Source organism: Streptomyces sclerotialus, assembly GCF_040907265.1.
In the GTDB taxonomy this organism is placed as follows: Bacteria; Actinomycetota; Actinomycetes; order Streptomycetales; family Streptomycetaceae; genus Streptomyces; species Streptomyces sclerotialus.
Genome location: NZ_JBFOHP010000002.1, coordinates 1,195,218 through 1,214,814 on the forward strand (window position 1 = coordinate 1,195,218; position 19,597 = coordinate 1,214,814).

A 19,597-nucleotide genomic window follows, 5' to 3' on the forward strand; every position below is an offset into this window, starting at 1 on the left:
CACAGCGCACTCTACAGCAATGCTGTGCAGTTGTGCTGTTTAGCTGACCTGTTCAGATTCCCTGTTTAGTTTTGCTGTTTAGTTTTGCTGTACAGTTGCGCTGCGCAGTGCCGCTGTGCAGCTGTGCTGCGTTAAAATGCGGTATGCCCCTTCCGGAATCCGCCGCCGTCGCAGCCGAACTGCGTACCGCGATGGGAAAGCTCACCCGGCGCGTGAAGCTCGAGGACCAGATGCCGCTCGGTCAGGTGGCCGTCCTCGGCGCGCTGGACCGCAGCGGCGCGATGACGACCAGCGAACTGGCGGCCGATCAGCGGGTGCGCCCGCAGTCCATGGCCCGAGCCGTTGGCCTGCTCATGGAGCAGGGGCTGATCACGCGCCGCGCGCATCCGACCGACGGCCGCAAGAGCCTCGTCGAGCTCTCTCCTGCGGGGCAGGAGCTGCTGGAGGAGGAGCGGGAGCGCAGGGCGGATTGGCTCGCGCGGGCGATCGAGGCGGAATTGACCGGCGAGGAGCGGGAATCGCTGGCGCGGGCGATCGGGCTGGTGGAGAGGCTCGCGGCGCACTAGTGCTGTCCGGCGGACGGCAAGCTCCCTGAGCACGTCAGTGGACCAGGTCCGAGACGGTCACAAGAGCCGCCGGGCAGGCCCTAGGCGTCGATCACCAGGTCGTCCAGCGGCTTCGCGCAGCACAGCAGGATTTTGTTGTCGGCGATCTCGCGGGGGCGGATGCCGCCGTTGTGCTGCATGTCGACCGAGCCGGCGAGCAGCGTGGTCTTGCAGGTGCCGCACATGCCCTGGACGCACGAGGCCGGCAGGGTGAGGCCCGCGCGGGACGCGGCGGCCAGGACGGGGGTACCCGCGTCGCAGTCGACCGTCCGCCCGCTGCGGGCGAACTCGACCTTGAAGCCGTACCCGGTGCCGCGCTCAGGAGCGACCGGATCGATCGGCTCTACCGGCCCGACCGCCTCGACCGGCCCGGCCGACTCGACCGCCTCGACCGGCTCGACCGGCCCGACCGCCTCGACCGGCTCGTCGAAGGTGAAGCTCTCCTCGTGGTACCGGGTCATCTCGAAGCCTGCCGTGGAGAGCATGTGCCGCACCGCTTCCATGTAGCCGGCGGGACCGCAGGTGAACACCTCACGTTCGAGGACGTCAGGGGCCAGGTCCCGGAGCAGCTCCGTGTTCAGTTGTTCGCCGCGGTCGTCGACGAGGTGGGTCACACGGATATGGGGCGCGGTGGCCGCGATGAAGTCCAGCTCGCGACGGAAGATGATGTCGTCGCAGGTACGGGCGCTGTGGACGAAGACCACGTCCGCTGGGTGGGCCAGGTCGTACAGCGTCCGGGTCATCGACATCACGGGCGTCACGCCGCTGCCCGCGGAGAGGAAGAGGTACTTCGGCGCCGGATGCCGCGCGAAGGAGAACTGGCCGAGCGGGCCCCGCGCCTGCACGGTGGTACCTGGGGTGAGGTGGTCGTGGAGCCAGTTGGAGACCGGTCCGCCCGGGACTCGTTTCACCGTGATCGACACGAGGTCGGGCCGGGTCGGCGGGGAGGAGATGGTGTAGCAGCGCTCCACGGGGCGGCCGTAGATGTCGAGGACGAGGGTGAGGAACTGGCCGGGGTCGTGGCGGAACAGCCGGGGTTCGGTGGGTTCGAGGACGAAGGTCCGGACGTCGGCGGTGATGTCGTGGACCTGCTTGCACACCAGGAGCCCGTCGGCCCAGGCGGGCGGGAGGCTGCCGGTCGTCATCGTTGCCGTCGTCACGGCCGCCGTCGTCATCGCTCCTCCAGGTGTGCCTTCAGCCGGCTGATGTACCAGTGGATGAAGTCCTCCACCTGGGATTCGGTCGGGCTGTAGGGGCCGGGTACGTAGGCGGGGCTGCTGATGCCCTGGTGGGCGCGGGCGATGAAGGCCGCGTCCTGTTCGTTGGTGGCGGCCCATACGTGCGTCAAAGTGTCGAGGTCGTAGTCGATGCCCTCGACCGCATCGGCGTGTACCAGCCAGGTGGTACGTACGAGGGTGCGGTCGGGCGCGAGCGGGATGACGCAGAAGGTGACGGCGTGGTCAGACGCGAAGTGGAACCAGGCGTTGGGTTGCAGGTGGAAACCGAGGCGGCCGAGGCGGGCCGTGGGGAAGTCGGCCAGCAGGCGCTTGACCGCGGCCTTGCCGTCCTGCGTGAAGGACTCGCCGGCGAGGTCGAGCGGTTCGCGCTGGATGCGGAAGCCGGTGGGGCGGGTGTCCAGTTCCTCGATGGTGGCGTAGGGCAGGCCCAGCGACTCGTACGTCGCGTGTGCCTTCGCTTCGGCCTGCCGGAAGCGCTCGTAGGTCGCGCGTAGCGCCGGCGGGACGTTCTCCTCGGTGAAGTTGTAGATCGGGAAGTAGCAGCGCTGCAGCTCGGGGTGGCCGGCGCAGTGGTAGCACTCCCGGTTGTTCTCCATGGTGAGCTTCCAGTTGCCGTGCTCGACGAGGTCGATCTGGTGCGCGACCTTCGCGTGCCGCAGGTTGTGCGGCGCGATGTAGGGCTCGACGCGGTGGGCGACGTCGTCGAAGTCGGTGGGCGGCTGCGCGGCGAGGGAGAGGAAGACGAGGCCGGCGACGGTGCGGACATGGACGGCCTTGAGGGCGAAGCATGAGGGGTCGAAGCCGGGCGCTTGCGACTCGGCGTGGAGCAGTGTGCCGTCCACGCCGTAGGTCCAGTGGTGATAGCCGCAGACGATGTTGCCGACCGTGCCGCGCTCCTGGTGGAGGATGCGCGCGCCGCGGTGCCGGCAGACGTTGTGAAAAGCCCGTACCTCCTCGTCGTCGTCCCGGACGAGGAGGACGGAGTACGGTCCGACGGTGACGGTGACGTAGTCGCCGGGCTCGGGGAGTTCGGCCTCCGCGGCGACGAAGAGCCAACTGCGGGCGAAGACGGCTTCGATGTCGAGGGCGAAGAACTCGTCGCTGAGGTAGAAGGGGGCTTCGAGACTCTGGCCGACGGTGCGTCGGGCGACGAGGTCGGCGGCGCTGGTGACGGAAGCTGGTGCGCTCATCTGAGGTCTCCCATCGCTCGTCAGAGGGGCAGGCACAGCCGCAGGGCGTCGTATACGGCGGCGTGGATGTTGCGGCTGGTGACCGCGTCGCCGATGCGGAACAGCTGGTACCGGCCTGCGCCGTTGCGGACGACGGCCTGTTCCTCGTACGCCAGCAGGGCGCGGTGGTCGACCTCGCCGAGGTTGCGGGAGCCGGGCAGCAGGTCGGTGTAGAGCTCGTCGTGGGGCAGGGTGCCGTGCTCGACCACGACGTGGTCGACGGTCTGCTCGGTCTCGGCCTCGGTGTACTCGCTGTAGAGGGTCGCGCTGAGGCGCCCGTCGTCGGTGCGGCGCACACGGCGCAGCCGTTGGGCAAGGGTGATGCTGACGCCGTGGGCGGTGAAGGCCTTCAGGTACGCCGGGGAGTTCATGCTGCCGACGTCCGGTGCCAGTGTGCGTTCCGGGGTCACGTAGTGCAGCCGGGCGCCGGCCGGGGCCAGCAGTTCCACGGCGTCCATCGCCGGATAGCCGCCGTGGTCGTCGTAGACGAGTACGGTGCTGGTGCTCCGGGGGCGTAGCGAGCCGGACATCACGTCCCATGTGTCGGCGACCAGGTCCTCGCCCTCGATGAGGAAGGACCGGTTGGGTATGCCGCCGGTGGCGACGACGACGAGGTCGGGGTGTGCGGCGAGTACGTCCCGGACCTCGGCATACGCTCCCAGGCGCAGGTCGACGCCGAGGTGTTTGCACTCGGCGACCCGCCAGTCGACGATGCCGAGCAGGTCGCGGCGGCGGGGGTTCGACGCGGCGAGCCGGACCTGGCCGCCGGGCTCGTCGCTCGCCTCGAACAACACCACGGCATGGCCGCGTTCGCCCAGGACGCGGGCGGCTTCGAGCCCGGCCGGGCCGCTCCCGACGACCACTGCCTTCCTGCGACGGCCGTTGGCCGGGGTGATGAGGTGAGGCAGCTGGAGTTCGCGTCCGGTGGCCGGGTTGTGGATGCACTTGGTGTCGCCGGAGTCGTAGATCGCGTCCAGGCAGTAACTCGCGCCGACGCAGGGCCGGATGCGGTCCTCCTGGCCGGCGGCGATCTTGGCCACCAGATGCGGATCGGCGATCTGCGCCCGGGTCATGCCGACGAGGTCCAGCAGCCCTTCGCGCACGGCGTACCGCGCGGTGGCCACGTCCGCGATACGGGCCGCGTGCATCACGGGGATGTCCAGGCGCCGCCTGACCTCGCCGGTGAATTCCAGGTACGGCGCCGACGGCGTACCCATGGACGGGATCGTCTTCGCCAACGAGGCGTCGCTCTCGATGGTGCCGCGGATGGCGCTGATGAAGTCGATGCCGTCGGCGCTGAACCGCTCCGCCGCGACCAGTGCCTCGTCGGGCGTCAGGCCGCCGGGGAGCCCTTCGTCGAGCGCCATCCGGATACCGACGAGGAAGTCCGGGCCGACGGCCTCGCGTACGGCGCGGATCACCCGGCGGGGGAAGGCCATCCGGTGTTCCAGGCTGCCGCCGAGTCCGTCGTCGCGGTGATTCGTCGCGGGCGACAGGAAGCTGTCGAGGAAGTGGCCGTAGGACTGGAGCTCGATGCCGTCCAGGCCGCCTGCCCGGCAGCGCAGTGCCGCGGCGACGTAGTCGGCGACGATGCGGTCCAGGTCCCAGGGTTCGGCGGCCTTCGGGAACGCGCGGTGCGCGGGCTCGCGCAGCGACGACGCGGCCACCACGGGCAGCCAGTCACCGGAGTAGTTGCTGGTACGGCGCCCGAGGTGGGTGACCTGGCACATGACGGCCGCGCCCGCGCCGTGCACGTCGTCGGCGAGCCTGCGCAGCCACGGCACGATGTCGTCCCGGTACAGCAGCAGGTTGCCGAACGAGGGCGGGCTGTCCGGGGAGACGACCGCGGAGCCGCCGATCATCGTCAGGCCGACGCCGCCGCGCGCCTTTTCGAGGTGGTAGGCCCGGTAGCGATCCTTGGGGAGGCCGTCCTCCCCGAACGCCGGTTCGTGGGAGGTGCTGACCACCCGGTTGCGCAGGGTGAGGTGTTTCAGCCGGAAGGGCTGGAGCAGAGGATCCGTGGTGTCCGTGTTCGTGATCTGTGCGCGCACAACCGCTCCTAGGGAAGCAGGGAAGCTCTGTGGCTGTCGGCTGACGACGGGGACTGGGATCTGCCGCGCTGAAGGGCTGAAGGGCTGAAGGGGAAACGTCTGACGTCGCCGTCGCGACGCCGGGGCGGTGTCGTGAGGTCGGCTATTTGTCTCGCATAGCGAAACTGCAATGCTATGCGAGACAAATGTGGGGCCTGAGCATCCCGTCGTCAAGCCCCTTCGCGCTATGGTCAGCCGCGCCGGATATGGCCCTTGCGCCAGGAGATTCTGTCGCCGGCCGCGATGACCTGCTCGGCGAGCCGGGGAATCGTACGGTCGTTGATGCGGAACGTCGGGCCGGAGATGGTCACGGCGGCGATCACTTGCCCGTTCAGGGACCTGATGGGGGCGGAGAGGGCGGCGAGCCCGATCTCGTGCTCCTCGCTCGTGACGCCGTACCCCAGTTCCCGTACGGTCCGCAGCTCGTCCTTGAGGCGTGCCGGGTCCGTGACGGTGTGCGGGGTGAACTTCTCCAGCGGCTGCGCGAGGAACTCGGCGGCTTCCTCCTGGGGCAGGTGCGCCAGGAAGACCTTGCCCGCCGAGGTCGCGTGGAGGGGCGTGCGCTTGCCGACCCAGTCGATGCTGGTGATGGCCGCACTGCTGATCACCTGGTCGACGCTGACGACCGACTGCCCGTCATGTACCGCGAGATTCACCGTTTCCCCGACGGCCGCGGCGAGCTCCTGGCAGATCGGACGGCTCAGCAGCGACAGGTCGCTTCCCTTGGTCGCGCCGCCCGCGAGTTCGACCACGGTGTAGCCGATGCGGTACCGCCCGCGCTCGCTGCCCTGCTCGACGAGTCCCCGGGCCTCAAGAGTGGCGAGCAGCCGGAACACGGTCGACTTGTGGACCCCCAGGGCCTCAGCGATCTCCGTGACGCCGGACGGGCCCTGCGCGGCCAGCACTTGGAGGATCGAGACAGCCCGGTCCACCGACTGCACCGACGTGTCCCGCGCCCGACCCTTGCCGCTCATGGCGGAAGCCTATAGGAGCCCTCCTCCACCGACCCCGGACGCGATCACCGCGAGCCGGCGCGACCAGCGGGTGGATGGCCACGGGAGTCGCGAGTCAACTTGCCGGCCCTTCGGGCGGAGGGCCTCCCTCATCCGCGCGCCAGGCGGCTCAGGCGCTCGCCGTGGGGCCCTCTCGGCGTTCGTGGTCGGTGTGACCACGGTCGGCGCGTTCGACGATCGTGCCGGTCACGACCTGCGGGGGCGCGGTCTCCGCTGCCTTCTCCTCGTCCTTCATCGCCCTGGCCTCGCTCTTGAGGATGCGGGCCGACTTGCCCGCCGAGCGGGCCAGCTCGGGGAGCTTCTTCGCCCCGAAGACCACGATGACGACGATGAGGATCAGGGCCAGTTCACTGAGGCCGAACATCAGGTCCACTTTCTTTCGAATGCTGGCGAGCGCCACCGACGACACAAGAGAATCTACAGCCCTGTAGAAACTTTGGCGTCGCCGGCGTGCACAACAAGCCAACGTTGGCCGACCGTTGCCACGGATGCCACCCCGGCCCCACTTGATCCATATACTTCTACACGTCTGTAGAACACGCGAGGGGCGCACAGATCGCCCCCGTTCCGCTGGGAGGGGCTTCGTGGCTTCGATCGATCTGGACAAGGTGCTGGACAAGGCATGGGCGGACAAGAGCCTGCCGGAGGTACTCGACGCACCGGTGTCGGCCCTGAAGGGGATCTCGGACCGGGGCGGCGAACTCCTCCAGCAGGCAGTCGGCGTCAAGACGGTCCGCGACCTGGCGGAGCTCAAGTACGCGCGCTGGGCGCAGGCGCTGGCGGCACTGGAGACACGCACCGACTAGGGCATCGATCAGGGAACCGGCCAGGACACCGACCAGGGCGCCGCGGCGACGGCGCGGTACGGACCGCCGGTCGTGCGTTCAGCATCCGGAATGCCCGGTACCCGCGAGGAGTGCCGCCGGGGCCAGTGCCAGGGCGACCGGGAGTGCGAGTACGACGGCCGTGACGGCCGAACTCAGGGCAGGCGCCAGTGCCTTCGCATGCGTGGGCGTGGCCTTGACGAGTCGGCGGATGCGCTCGGCCGGGTCGGTTCCGGTCATCGCGGGCAGTCCGGAAACAGTCGCAGTGGGGCCTACGGCGCACATCTCCAGCAGCGCCGAGGCCACCGCGCGCCGGCCGTGCCGCTGCGCCGCCTGGTCGTCCGCGGCCATCTCCGCAAGGCGGCGCACCTGCTGGGCGTACCCACGAGAGAGCCCGCTCCAGCCGAAGGCCGAGGTCAGCACATCGGCGACGAGGAAGGCACGGTGGTGCCGGTATTTCAGGTGGGCCCGCTCGTGTTCGAGCGCGGCGGCGAGTTCGGGGTCGGACAGCATGTTCATGGCTGCCGTGGTCACGACGATGCGTGAGGCGTCCCGGGCCCCGGGGATGCAGAAGACCGCCGGGTCCGTGTGTTTCAGCACGCGCACGTCCGGGTCGTGGATCCGGACGTGCTCCCCCAGGGCGTCGGCGGTGAGCCGGTACCGGTTCCGCTCCCGGCGGAGGCGCAGCAGACTGCGCAGGGTGAGTCCGATGAGCGTCACGGAGCCGAGGAACAACACGACCAACGCGGCCCGTGGGATGTCCGCCACCAGCCAGGAGCCACCGTAAGCGTCGTGGATCAGCGGCTCGTCGGCACGGAAGAGCCACACCATGGCGTGTTCCCACAGGTCGTGGGCGACCAGGAGGAGGAAGCCCACGACCGAGGCGAGCAGACTCAGCGCGCAGGCGTGCCAGCTGCGCAGGGCGGCTTGCGGAAAGCGGGTGACCCAGCGCGCGTGGGTCAACAGGCGCGCGACCGGCCCGCCGAGCAGTACCGCGTACGCGAACAGGGCTGCGATGACTAACACAGTGGGACCTCAGTGGTCGGTGTCGGATCGGGGGCCGGGTCCGGGGTCGGGAGGCATGGCGTCCAGTGCCTTGCGCAGGGCAGCCGCCTCTTCGGCGTCGAGGCGGCCGGCGAAGTGAAGGAGCGCGTTCGCGCGGTCCGTCGAGTGGGCCAGGGCCTGCTCCATGAGCCCGGCCGTGTAGTCGTCCGCCGAGCACAACGCACTGTAGCGGTAGGACCTGCCGTGTTTGGTCCGGTCGAGCCATCCCTTGGTACGCAGGCGCTCGGTGACCGTCATCACCGTGGTGTAGGCCAACGAACGCTCCTCGTTGAGGGCGTCGGTGATGTGCTGGATGCTGAGCGGTTCCTCGCTCGCCCACACCACCCGCATGATGTCCGATTCCAGTTCACCGAATGCTCTCAACGCCCCGACCTGCCTTTCTCTCTCTTCGCCGCACGCGTCGCCCGCGGTGACGGTAGCGGCCCACCGCTACGGCGGCGTGAACTTCTACGCCGCGTAGTAATTTGGAGAGGTGGACGTCGACCGACATGCTTCGGCGGCATCGTGCTCAGCGCCGCCCACCGCTGACATCTCCGGCGCACCGACCCGCCGCGTCTCCCGCAGGCGTGTCCCGCACCGGTGTTGTCACCGCCCCCGTCCCCGGTTGCTCCCCTCGTACCTCGTGCCGACGTCGGCAGCTCTCATCGTCGGCGCCGCCGCCCCGGCCGCACAACGCAATCGGCCCCCAGGTAAGCGAAGCGGCGGAGCCGTCCCGTACACCGGCGGCGTACGCCTCGTACGTCCCGCCGGCTCCTCGCCCCGCAGCGACACAACAGCCGCTCACGGCACCCCTGCCGTCCATCACCCGCAGCACGAGGCAGGCCACCATGCACTCACTCATCGAGAACGCCCGCGCCTTCCCGTCGAGCGTTGCGGAGCGCCGCGACGATCTCGCCGCGCTCGCCGCCGGGCAGCGCCCACAAGCCCTGTTCATCGCCTGCTCGGACTCGCGCGTCGTACCGTCACTGATCACCGGTGCGCGGCCGGGCGAAATCCTTGAACTGCGCACGGCCGGCAACATCGTTCCGCGCCACAGGGCCGGGGCCGACTGCGGCGTCGGCGCCACGCTGGAATTCGCGGTCATCGCGTTGCGGGTGCCCGACATCGTCGTCTGCGGGCATTCCTGCTGCGACGCCGTGCAGGGCATGGTGACCGGCAAGCAGGTACCGGGAATGGCACTGTTCAACCGCTGGCTGCAACGCGCCGAGTACCGCTCCCAGCCGGCCGCCCCGCGCAAAGGCGTGGCGACACAACACCACCTGGAAACACAGCTGAAGCATCTGCGCTCGTACCCGTGCGTCGCACGTCGCCTCCGGGAGGGGCGACTGCGGCTGCACGGATGGTTCTACGAGATCACCTCCGGCGAGGTCTTCGCCTACGAGGCCCGGGAGCGTAAGTTCCGGCCGCTGTGACCGGTCACAGCGGGCGATCACAGCGACCGGACACAGCGGCCGGTCACAGTGGCCGGTTTCAGTCGTGGGCGGCCTCGCCGCTGACGCGGTGGTCCGCGTGGCTCAGGGCTTCCAGGACGAGACGCCGCAGGTGCCCGTCGCTCAGCCGGTAGTAGATGTGCCGGCCCGCGCGCCGCGTCTCCACCAGCCCGGCGAGGCGCAGCTTGGCAAGGTGCTGGCTGACCGCGGTCCGCGAGGCCTCGGTGCGACCGGTCAGTGAACCGACGTCGGACTCCTCCTGCGCCAGCAGCCACAGCAGGTGCAGCCGCGTCGCGTCCGCGAGCAGCGCGAACACCCGTGTCGCCGCCGCCAGGCGGGCACCGTCGGGAACCTGCAGATGCGCATGTGGTGCAGGTGGCACTGCGTCGCGTTCGGACATGCAGACAGCGTACGGCGCGCCACCGGGGACGAACCCTTCCGGCCATGCCACCAAGACATCGCATTCCATACGTGCGCAGCTGCGCACACATTCGTATAGTGGAGAGCGCCGGCCTCGACCGTTCCGGGCCGAGCCGCCAAGCCGAGGGACAGCCGCATGCTCTCCGTACTGCGCGACCGCACGTATCGGCACCTTTTCGCAGCACAGGTCATCGCCCTCGTCGGTACCGGGCTGGCCACCGTGGCGCTGGGTCTCCTCGCCTACGACATCGCGGGCGCGGCCGCCGGTTCGGTGCTCGGCACCGCTCTGGCGATCAAGATGGTCGCGTACGTGGCGCTCGCCCCGGCCTTCGGTGCCGTCGCCGGCCGATTGCCGCGCCGCGCCCTCCTGGCCGGCAGCGACCTGATCCGCTGCGCCGCCGCGCTCACGCTGCCGTTCGTCGACCAGGTCTGGCAGGTCTATGTCCTGGTGTTCGTGCTGCAGGCCGCCTCCGCCGCCTTCACCCCCACCTTCCAGGCCGTCATCCCCGACGTCCTCCCGGCGGAACGCGACTACACCCGTGCCCTCTCCCTCTCCCGGCTCGCCTACGACCTGGAGAGCCTGTTCAGCCCGGCGCTCGCGGCCGCACTGCTCTCCCTGATCACCTATAACTGGCTGTTCACCGGCACCGCCGTCGGCTTCCTCGCCTCGGCCGCCCTGGTGCTCTCCGCCGTACTGCCCGAACCGGCCGCCGCCGCGCACACCGGCAGCACCCGCGGCAACGCCACAGCGGGCGCCCGGCTCTTCTTCACCACCCCACGACTCCGCGCACTGCTCGCCCTGAACCTGGCCGTCGCCGCCGCGAGCGCGGTCGTCACCGTCAACACCGTCGTCCACGCCCGCGACCACCTCGGCCGCTCCGCCGGTGATGTGCCGGTCGCGCTCGGCGCGTACGGCGCGGGCTCCATGATCGTTGCGCTGCTGCTCCCCCGCGTACTCGACCGCGTGTCCGACCGCACGGTGATGCTGAGCGGCGCCCTGCTGCTCACCGTCGTCTTCACCGGTCTCGGTGGCGTCACCGCGGCCGGGACCGGTAGCTGGCGGTGGTCCGCCCTCCTCGCCGTCTGGGCCGCGTTCGGCGCCGCCTGCTCGATGGTACTCACGCCCACCGGCCGGCTGATCCGCCGCTCGGTACCGGCGACAGGACGTGCGTCGGCGTTCGCGGCGCAGTTCTCCCTCTCCCACGCCTGCTGGTTGCTGACGTATCCGCTCGCCGGATGGCTCGGCGCGGCGGCCGGACTGCAGTCGGCCGTCCTCGCGCTCGGCGCGACGGCAACGGCGGCCGGGCTCCTGGCACTACGGCTGTGGCCCGCGCGCGATCCGGATGCGCCGTCGGCAGCCTCCACCACACCTGCCAAGGGCCCGGAACTCGCCACAGGCCGTTGACGGTTCGACAAGCCCCTGACACGTCCCTTCCGAGCAGCTCCCTGGCCGGTTCGCTTCTCCGCCGGCGCACAGGACGGGAACGTGCGGGCTCAGGGAGACCCCACCCGATACCACTCGCCTCTCCGGGCACCGCAACAGTGCCGAGGTGTGCCGCATCCAGCCGAAGACCGGTGGAGCATTTCCTGTTTCAACTGACACGGCCACGTTGGAACAATGGCGTACAAAACCTCGCCGGCCGGTGGCACCGTCACCGCGCCGGCCCAACCGTCCCCACGAGCCGCAGCACCGGCCACCCGCAGGCTGGTCGGTGTCGACCTGGCCCGCGGCCTCGCGGTGCTGGGCATGTTCACCGTCCACGCCGGCCCCGAACCATCCGCCGCCGGACCGCCGGCGCCGTTGGTGGAGGCCGCTTACGGCCGTTCGTCGGCGCTCTTCGCCCTGCTCGCCGGATTCACACTGGTCCTCATGACCGGCCGCTCGGAACCCCGCACGGGACGCGCGGGACGACAGGCTGTGGGCAGAGTCCTGATCCGGGCCGCCGTGCTCTTCGTGTGCGGTACGGCCCTGGTCGCGCTCGGCACCCAGGTCGATGTGATCCTCGCCTACTACGCGCTGCTCTTCGTCTTCGTCCTGCCGCTGTACCGGCTGCGTGCCGCGTCCCTGGCGGTCGCGGCCGCCGCCGGCGCCCTGGTGCTGCCCCAGGTCCTGTACCTGGTCAAGCTCGCCATCGACGGCGGCAGCTGGTCCGACACCGTGATCGCCGCCGATCCGCTGGCCCGGATCACCGATTCGGACGGCGTCCTGGACCTGCTGTTCACCGGCCCGTATCCCGTCCTGACCTGGATACCGTTCCTGCTGGCGGGAATGGCGGTGGCCCGGCTCGATCTCTCCGACACCGCGGTGCGCGCACGGCTGGCCCTGACCGGTGTCGCCCTGGCCGTGCTCGGTCACGGGTTCTCCTGGCTGGCCCTGCACCTGGTTCCCGGCGTGCATGCAGCGGTCGCCGCGAACACGGACGGCGACTCCCCGTCCTCGGCCTGGTGGTCGGAGTCGGTCGGTGAACCCACCGACAACTTCCGCGAGTGGCTGCTGGTCGCCGCGCCGCACAGCCAGACCACTCCGTCGATCGTCGGTGCGACCGGCGTCGCCCTCGCCGTGCTGGCCGGCTGTCTCTTCGCCGTCGACCGGCTGCCGCGGGTCCGCCGCCTGGCCACACCGGTCACCGCGGTCGGCATGGTGTCCCTGTCCGCGTACGTGCTGCACATCCTGGTCATCCGGGCCGTGTGGCGGGAGGACCTGCCGGGCTCCTGGACGGAACTCTTCCTGTTCTTCGCGGTCACGATGCTGCTGGCGGTCGTGTGGACCCGGCTGTTCCGACGCGGGCCGCTGGAGTACCTCCTGCACACCGCCGCCGGACCCGCGCGCCTCATCCGGTGAGCGGCACCGAGGTCCTTCCGGATGGCGGTGCGCCGTCGGCCGCGCCCTCGGTTGACGGCACGTCAGGACAGGGAGCAGGCCCGGCCGGGCTCCCCCGTAGGGCCGGACCTGCTCCCCCTTCTCGTGTTCGCCTCCGGGTGTCCGACCGGGCAGGCGTGCGGGCGCCCGGGCCTGGCTCAGCCGTGGTCGTCGAGGACGCAGGCGAGTTGGGTGAGGGCGGCCGTCCTGTCCGGGTCGACGGGGCTGAGGACGACGCTGGTCGATCCTGCCCGGTACCGGGCTGCGACGGCCGTGCGTACCTGCTCGGGGGGTGCCGGCGAGGGCCAGTTCGGCCACCCACTCCTTCGGCATGGTCGCGGCGAACTCCTCCGGCCCCGCGCACTCCTTGCGGTGGCGCGCGAGGTCGTCGGCGAACGGCATCGCGCCGATGTGGGGTGCCCAGTCAGGCTCCCCGACCGCCGTCAGGCCCGCCCGCGCACGTTCCACGGCGGCATCCGCGTCGTCGTCGACCACGGCGACGTCGTAGCTGATCACCTCGCGCCCGCCGGCACCTGTGGTGTCCGGGCCCAGGTGGCCGAGGGCAGTGGTGAGGTACGCGGGCGGCGCAGGCTCGGCCAGCAGTACTCCGTCAGCGGCCTGCCCCGCGACAGCGAGGGATCTGGGCCCCCGCACGCCGAGTACGACGGGCGGGACCACGTCGGGGCGCTCGCCGATGACGACGCCTTCGGTCCGCACGTACCGGCCGTTCACGGGGCCCGGCTCGCCGCGCAGCAGCGTACGCACCGCGGTGGCGTACTCCTGGATGAGGGTGAGCGGGCTGGCCGGCCAGGCGCCGACCTGACGCATCCACTCCGGCATTCCGTGTCCGATGCCCGCGATCAGCCGGCCAGGAAACAGCTGGGCAAGGGTGGCCAGTTCCATCGCCGCGAACGCCGCGTTGCGGGCGCCGGCGGGCATGATGCCGATGCCGACGGTGATGCGGTCCGTGGCGGCCAGCAACGCGCCCGCCTGGGCGATGCCGCCACGGAAGCCGAGGTCCTCCACCACCCACAACTCGCCGAAGCCGAGCTCCTCCGCCCGGCGCGCGAACGGCAGGACCTCGGTGACGGGCAGGTCGCGAGGAAGCATGACTCCCACCCGCCCACGGGCCGGCGGTGCGGTCTCCGCAGTCATCAGAACCCCTTTCTCCGAGGACAGCATGGATGACAGGGACCGCAGGGACAACACACCACACATCACCGCTCACGACACGTCTCAGCGGGGCCCGCGGGCCACCGCCGTTCCCGTCAGGAGGGTGGTGCCCGAGTCGATTTCCTGCCACCTGCCGCCCCAGGTCAGCAGGGCGATCGCGGCAGTGGGGAACTTGTCCTGCACCGTCCGGAGTTCGCTGCCGACACCGTCCCCGGCCGTCGCCAGGATCGCGTCCCGCGGACTCGGGTTGTGCCCGACCAGCAGCAGCGTCCCGATGTGCGCGGGTGCTTCCCGCACCATCGCCAGCAGGTCCGGGAGCGGCGGACGGTGGAGACGCGGTTCGTACCGCACCGAGCACAGGCTCCCCGGACCCGCCGCCGCCAGTTCCCAGGTCTCCCGGGTGCGGCGGGACGTGGAACGCCACACGAGGCCGGGCAGCCGGTCCGCCTCGGTCAGCAGCCGGCCGGCGGCCGTCGCGTCACGCCGGCCGCGCGGGGAGAGCGGCCGTTCGTGGTCCGGCGTACCAGGAGGACGGGCCGCTTCGGCGTGCCGCAGCAGGAGCAGACGTCGTAGGGCCGTCGTCGTCATGCCGGGCCCCGCGGTGCCGGACGCCCGGCGGCTGCGGTGGCGCAGGGCCTGCAGGACGGCCGCTGCGGGAGGAGGGGCGGGTCATGCGGCGGCGGGTCCGAACGCGTGTCGGAAGTGCGCAACATGAGGCGGACACCAGCGAGCCGGCTCCTGCCGCAACATATCCGCACTCCTCCGGAAGCGGGCGACCGTACGGCCTGCCGGCCGCTTGTCCCGCCCCTCCGCTCGCCCTGCCCACCGCCCGGACTCCCGAGTCACCCTCTTCGGGTGATGCGGTCCGGCGGGAGTGGCTGCGGAATGGAGTCAGTCCCGCGGGGGACGGCAATGCACCGGGAGGTTCCGATGACCGAACTCGTCGTGCTCGGCTTCTCCGACAAGGAGCAGGCCGAAGCCGTCATGCGGCTCAGCACCCAGCTCTCCCGTGAAGAGCTTCTGGACCTGGAGGACGCGGCGCTGGCCTGGTGCAGCCAGGACGGCAAGGTGCACGTCCAGCAGACCCACAACACCACCGCGACCGGCGCGGCCATGGGCGCCTTGTGGGGCACGCTGTTCGGCATGCTCTTCCTGATGCCGGTGTTCGGCGCGGCGGCGGGCGCCGCGACCGGTGCCGTCGCGGGCAAACTCAGGGACGTCGGCCTGAACGACGCCTTCGTCAAGGAGACGGCGGGAGCGCTGGAGCCCGGCCGCGCCGCGGTCTTCGCGCTCGTACGGCGGTCCACTCCGGACCGGGTGCGGGAGGCACTGCGGCCCTTCCACCCCACGGTCCTGCACACCTCACTCAGCAAGGAGCGTGAGGAAGAACTCATCGCCGCCCTCCACGGGAAGTAGCCACGCCGGTCCGGAGCGTACTGATGACCACTTCGACGAAGGCCGGGCGTGCCGGTCCGGCCGGTGACGCACGCGGCCGGGAGAAGCTGTGGGGCCCCTACCTCGGCGAACGGCAGTGGGGCACCGTCCGCGAGGACTACAGCCCCGGCGGTGACGCCTGGTCCGCCTTCCCCCACGACCACGCGCGCTCCCGCGCCTACCGGTGGGGGGAGGACGGCCTGGGCGGCATCTGCGACGAGAAGCAGCGGCTGTGTTTCGCGCTCGCGTTGTGGAACGGACGCGATCCGATCCTCAAGGAGCGGGCCTTCGGACTGACGAACGGCGAGGGCAACCACGGCGAGGACGTCAAGGAGTACTACTTCTACCTCGACAGCACGCCCAGCCACTCGTACCTGAAGTACCTGTACAAGTACCCGCAGGCCGCGTTCCCGTACAACGACCTGGTGACCACCAACCGGAACCGCGGCCGGCACGAATTCGAGTACGAGCTGCTGGACACCGGGGTGTTCGACGACGACCGCTACTTCGACGTCACCGTCGAGTACGCCAAGGCGTCACCCGAGGACGTACTGATCCGGATCACCGCCGAGAACCGCGGCCCCGACGAGGCCACCCTGCACCTCCTGCCGACCCTGTGGTTCCGCAACACCTGGTCCTGGGAGGACGGCGGACGCGCCGCCGCACCACGGCTCTACTCGATCCGCGGTCCGGCGGGCACCACCGCGCTCCGGGCCGACCACCCGACGCTGGGCAGTTACGACCTGCGGTGCGGTGGGCGGGTGCCCCTGCTGTTCACCGAGAACGACACCAACACCGAGCGGCTGTCCGGTACGCCCAACGCCTCGCCGTACGTGAAGGACGGCATCGGCCGCTGTGTGGTCGACGGCGAGAAGGCCGCGGTCAATCCCGCGCAGGAGGGCACCAAGGCCGCCGCACACTACACACTGACGGTCCCGGCCGGCGGCGCCGGATCCGTCCGGCTCCGCCTCGCCCCGGCCGGCTCCTCGATGCCCCTGGCCCGCGACTTCGACACCGTGTTCCGCGACCGGCAGGCCGAGGCCGACGCCTTCTACCGCGAACTGACGCCGGACGGCGCGAGCGAGGACGAGGCGCGGGTGCTGCGCCAGGCACTGGCCGGGATGCTGTGGTCGAAGCAGTACTACTCCTTCGACGTGGAGAACTGGCTGGCCGAGCACGGCCTCGACCCCTGGACGGCGCCGGGCCGGGCGGTACGCAACGGCGCGTGGTTCCACATGGCGTGCGACGACATCGTCTCCATGCCGGACACGTGGGAGTACCCCTGGTTCGCCGCGTGGGACCTGGCCTTCCACACCGTCGCGCTGTCGGTGGTCGACCTGGCCTTCGCCAAGGAGCAGCTGGAACTGCTGCTGCGGGACACCTACTTGCACCCCAACGGCCAGATTCCCGCGTACGAGTGGAACTTCGGTGACGTCAATCCGCCCGTCCACGCCTGGGCGGCGTACTTCATCTACACGCTGGAAGAGCTGCGCACGGGCAACGCCGACCGGGCCTTCCTGGACCGTGTCTTCCAGAAGCTGCTGACCAACTTCACCTGGTGGGTCAACCGTAAGGACCCCAGCGGCCGCAACCTCTTCCAGGGCGGCTTCCTCGGCCTGGACAACATCGGTGTGTTCGACCGCAGCGCGCAGCTGCCCACCGGCGGCCACCTGGAGCAGGCCGACGGGACCGCGTGGATGGCGCTGTACTGCCAGACCATGCTGCAGATCGCGCTGGAACTCGTCCGGCACGACCCCACCGGTTACGAGGACCACGTGCTCAAGTTCGCGGAACACTTCCTGTGGATCGCGGCCGCCATGGACCACACCGGCGGGGACGGACTGTGGGACGAGGAGGACGGCTTCTTCTACGACGTGCTCCGGCTGCCGGACGGGCGGGCGACGCGTCTGAAGGTCCGCTCGACGGTGGGGCTGCTGCCGCTCTGCGCGGCGACCGTGCTGCGGCCCGGTCAGCTGGCCGGTGTGCACGGCCTGGGCGACCGGTTGCGCCGCTTCGTCGACCGCCACCCCTCCCTGGCGCCCGGCCTCGCCGAGGCGCTGGCGGGGGCCGAGGGCGGCCCGCGGCTGCTGTCCGTCGTCGACGAGAAGCGGCTGGTCCGCGTCCTGGCACGGCTGCTGTCCGAGGACGAGTTCCTCAGCCCGTACGGCATCAGGGCGCTCTCGCGGTACCACGCCGGCCACCCGTACACCTTCCGGGCCGACGGCACCGAGCACCGTGTCGGCTACCTGCCCGCCGAGTCCGACTCCGGGATGTTCGGCGGCAACTCCAACTGGCGCGGGCCGGTGTGGTTCCCCACCAACGCCCTCATCATCCGCGGGCTGCTCAACCTCTACGCGTTCCACGGTGACGACCTCACCGTGGAGTGCCCCACCGGCTCCGGCGTCCGGATGAACCTGTACCAGGTCGCGAGCGAGCTCTCCACCCGTCTCAGCCGCCTCTTCCTGCGTGACGGGAGCGGGCGCCGGCCCGTGTACGGCGGCCAGCGGAAGTTCCAGGACGACCCGCACTGGCGCGATCTGCTCTCCTTCCACGAGTACTTCCACGGTGACAACGGCGCGGGCATCGGCGCGGCGCACCAGACCGGCTGGACGGGCCTGGTGGCCCCGCTGATGATGCTCTTCGGCACCCTCACGCCCGAGCAGTTCCGCGCCGGGCCCGCGGCGCGGGAGACGTCCGGGCCAGGAGGGGAGGGAACGCGATGAGCCGGCTTCCGGCACAACCCGTCATCCATGAGATCAACACCCACGTGTGGCTGCGCGAGGTGCAGCAGCGTGTCGGGCGCGCGGTGGGTCTCGACGGCGTCCCGAAGGACGCCTGGGACCGGATCACCCCGCACGGCATCGATGCCGTCTGGCTCATGGGGGTGTGGGAACGCAGCGACGTGGGCCGCGACATCGCGCTGCGCGACCCCGCGCTGCGCCGTTCCTTCGCCGAGGCACTGCCGGACGTCCGGGACGACGACATCGCCGGCTCCCCGTACTGCGTACGCCGCTACACCGTCGACGCGGCGCTGGGCGGTCCCGCCGGGCTCGCTTCGGCCCGTACCGAGCTCGCCGGCCGCGGCATCGGCCTGCTGCTGGACTACGTGCCCAACCACGTCGCGCCGGACAGTCCGCTGCTGAGCGAGCATCCCGAGTACTTCGTCCGCGGCACCGCCGACGACCTGCGCCGCGACCCGGCGGCCTACCTCGCGTCGGGCGGCCATGTCTTCGCCCGTGGCCGCGACCCCTTCTTCCCGCCCTGGCCGGACGTGGTGCAGCTGAACGCCTTCCGGCCCGGCACGCGGGAGGCCACGGCCGACACGCTGACGCGCATCGGCGGGATGTGCGACGGGGTGCGCTGCGACATGGCGATGCTGATGATGAACGACGTCTTCGCGCGGACCTGGGGGCACCGCGCCGGTCCGCCGCCGGACACCGAGTTCTGGCCCGCGGTCCTGACCTCGGTCCGGCGGCAGCGGCCGGACATGACCTTCATCGCGGAGGCGTACTGGGACCTCGAATGGGACCTGCAGCAGCAGGGCTTCGACCACTGCTACGACAAGCGGCTGTACGACCGGCTGCTGCACGAGCGGGCGGTCTCGGTGTTCCGGCACCTCCAGGCGGACGTGAGCTACCAGCGGCGCCTCGTACGGTTCCTGGAGAACCACGACGAGCCACGGGCCGCTTCGGTGCTGGACGCCGCCGAGGAACGTGCGGCAGCCGTCGCCATCGCCACACTGCCCGGCGCGACGCTGTGGCACGAAGGCCAGTTCACCGGGCGCCGGACGCGCCTGCCCGTCTTCCTCACCCGGCGCCCCCACGAACCGCCCGACGCCGGGCTGCGGGCCTTCCACGAGCGGCTGCTGGCCGCCGTGCACCGCAGCGGCATGCGCACGGGGCACTGGGAACTGCTGCGCTCCGAGGGCTGGCCCGACAACCCGACCCACCACGACCTGCTCGCCTGGGGCTGGCGGGGCACGGCGGGCACGTTCCTCATCGTCGTCAACCTCTCCGCACACGGCTCCCAGGCCAGGATCCGCCTGCCGTGGCCCGACCTCGGCAGGACCACCTGCCGGCTGACGGACCTGCTGGACGGCACCCGGTACGAACGTCCCGGCAGCGAACTGACCGGTCCCGGCCTCTTCGTCGACCTGCCCGCCTGGCACACCCACGTCTTCGCACTCGAACCGGCAGCGGAACGGTGACGCACGGCC

Annotated in this window: 17 protein-coding genes and 1 pseudogene; 8 read left to right on the top strand and 10 right to left on the bottom strand. The window is 70.7% G+C overall.

The features are described 5' to 3' along the window. Positions 1-143: 143 nt before the first annotated feature. The gene (locus tag AAC944_RS05405) at positions 144-566 is read left to right on the top strand and encodes a MarR family winged helix-turn-helix transcriptional regulator (protein WP_030611357.1); all 423 of its coding nucleotides are present in this window, start codon (positions 144-146) and stop codon (positions 564-566) included. Positions 567-646: 80 nt separating this feature from the next. Here the strand turns inward: AAC944_RS05405 and AAC944_RS05410 are convergent, their stop codons facing one another. The 5 genes from AAC944_RS05410 to tatA all read right to left on the bottom strand — a co-directional run bounded on the left by AAC944_RS05410 (position 647) and on the right by tatA (position 6,539). Continuing rightward, on the bottom strand, positions 647-1,750 hold the full coding sequence (locus tag AAC944_RS05410; protein WP_030611355.1) for an FAD-binding oxidoreductase: 1,104 nt from the start codon (positions 1,748-1,750) through the stop codon (positions 647-649). Between the two features lie 26 nt (positions 1,751-1,776). Beyond that, positions 1,777-3,033 carry an aromatic ring-hydroxylating oxygenase subunit alpha gene (locus tag AAC944_RS05415; RefSeq protein ID WP_030611352.1) on the bottom strand — a complete coding sequence of 419 codons (1,257 nt, stop codon included), beginning with the start codon at positions 3,031-3,033 and terminating at the stop codon, positions 1,777-1,779. A gap of 20 nt (positions 3,034-3,053) precedes the next feature. Then, positions 3,054-5,123 (bottom strand): oxidoreductase, encoded by a 2,070-nt coding sequence (locus AAC944_RS05420; RefSeq protein ID WP_368396902.1) that lies wholly within the window; start codon positions 5,121-5,123, stop codon positions 3,054-3,056. 230 nt (positions 5,124-5,353) lie between these two features. After that, on the bottom strand, positions 5,354-6,136 hold the full coding sequence (locus AAC944_RS05425; RefSeq protein WP_030611345.1) for an IclR family transcriptional regulator: 783 nt from the start codon (positions 6,134-6,136) through the stop codon (positions 5,354-5,356). Positions 6,137-6,284: 148 nt separating this feature from the next. Next, positions 6,285-6,539: a Sec-independent protein translocase subunit TatA gene (tatA, locus tag AAC944_RS05430; protein WP_037771708.1), complete on the bottom strand. Its 255-nt coding sequence runs from the start codon at positions 6,537-6,539 to the stop codon at positions 6,285-6,287. Positions 6,540-6,759: 220 nt separating this feature from the next. On the opposite strand from tatA, the gene AAC944_RS05435 reads away from it, so the two are divergent. Beyond that, positions 6,760-6,981 carry a hypothetical protein gene (locus AAC944_RS05435; protein ID WP_030611341.1) on the top strand — a complete coding sequence of 74 codons (222 nt, stop codon included), beginning with the start codon at positions 6,760-6,762 and terminating at the stop codon, positions 6,979-6,981. Between the two features lie 78 nt (positions 6,982-7,059). Here AAC944_RS05435 and AAC944_RS05440 read toward each other — a convergent pair whose 3' ends face one another. Both AAC944_RS05440 and AAC944_RS05445 read right to left on the bottom strand, forming a co-directional pair. Next, positions 7,060-8,025 carry a M56 family metallopeptidase gene (locus AAC944_RS05440; protein ID WP_030611338.1) on the bottom strand — a complete coding sequence of 322 codons (966 nt, stop codon included), beginning with the start codon at positions 8,023-8,025 and terminating at the stop codon, positions 7,060-7,062. 9 nt (positions 8,026-8,034) lie between these two features. Continuing rightward, positions 8,035-8,427: a BlaI/MecI/CopY family transcriptional regulator gene (locus AAC944_RS05445; RefSeq protein ID WP_030611335.1), complete on the bottom strand. Its 393-nt coding sequence runs from the start codon at positions 8,425-8,427 to the stop codon at positions 8,035-8,037. A gap of 464 nt (positions 8,428-8,891) precedes the next feature. Here AAC944_RS05445 and AAC944_RS05450 point away from each other — a divergent pair, with 464 nt between their 5' ends. Further along, a complete protein-coding gene (locus AAC944_RS05450) occupies positions 8,892-9,476 on the top strand; it encodes a carbonic anhydrase (RefSeq protein WP_030611332.1) in 585 nt (194 codons plus the stop codon). Positions 9,477-9,534: 58 nt separating this feature from the next. Here AAC944_RS05450 and AAC944_RS05455 read toward each other — a convergent pair whose 3' ends face one another. Beyond that, a complete protein-coding gene (locus tag AAC944_RS05455; protein WP_030611330.1) occupies positions 9,535-9,894 on the bottom strand; it encodes an ArsR/SmtB family transcription factor in 360 nt (119 codons plus the stop codon). A gap of 156 nt (positions 9,895-10,050) precedes the next feature. Here AAC944_RS05455 and AAC944_RS05460 point away from each other — a divergent pair, with 156 nt between their 5' ends. Together AAC944_RS05460 and AAC944_RS05465 are read left to right on the top strand one after the other, a co-directional pair. Continuing rightward, a complete protein-coding gene (locus AAC944_RS05460) occupies positions 10,051-11,319 on the top strand; it encodes an MFS transporter (RefSeq protein WP_078888410.1) in 1,269 nt (422 codons plus the stop codon). 213 nt (positions 11,320-11,532) lie between these two features. After that, positions 11,533-12,756: a DUF418 domain-containing protein gene (locus AAC944_RS05465; protein ID WP_030611323.1), complete on the top strand. Its 1,224-nt coding sequence runs from the start codon at positions 11,533-11,535 to the stop codon at positions 12,754-12,756. Positions 12,757-13,119: 363 nt separating this feature from the next. Here AAC944_RS05465 and AAC944_RS05470 read toward each other — a convergent pair. Then, positions 13,120-13,992 (bottom strand): annotated as a pseudogene (locus AAC944_RS05470) (LLM class flavin-dependent oxidoreductase); the annotation flags it as partial. A gap of 18 nt (positions 13,993-14,010) precedes the next feature. Continuing rightward, entirely contained in the window at positions 14,011-14,535 is a 525-nt protein-coding gene (locus AAC944_RS05475; protein ID WP_030611317.1) for a SixA phosphatase family protein, read from the bottom strand. Positions 14,536-14,877: 342 nt separating this feature from the next. Here AAC944_RS05475 and AAC944_RS05480 point away from each other — a divergent pair, with 342 nt between their 5' ends. The 3 genes from AAC944_RS05480 to AAC944_RS05490 are packed head-to-tail and all read left to right on the top strand — an operon-like array spanning position 14,878 to position 19,588. Further along, positions 14,878-15,363 carry a DUF1269 domain-containing protein gene (locus AAC944_RS05480; protein WP_030611313.1) on the top strand — a complete coding sequence of 162 codons (486 nt, stop codon included), beginning with the start codon at positions 14,878-14,880 and terminating at the stop codon, positions 15,361-15,363. Between the two features lie 23 nt (positions 15,364-15,386). Next, positions 15,387-18,104, top strand: coding sequence for an MGH1-like glycoside hydrolase domain-containing protein (locus AAC944_RS05485; protein WP_037771704.1), 2,718 nt, complete (start codon positions 15,387-15,389; stop codon positions 18,102-18,104). Further along, positions 18,101-19,588, top strand: coding sequence for an alpha-amylase family protein (locus tag AAC944_RS05490; RefSeq protein ID WP_030611307.1), 1,488 nt, complete (start codon positions 18,101-18,103; stop codon positions 19,586-19,588). Before AAC944_RS05485 ends, AAC944_RS05490 begins: the two co-directional genes overlap by 4 nt. Positions 19,589-19,597: the final 9 nt, after the last annotated feature.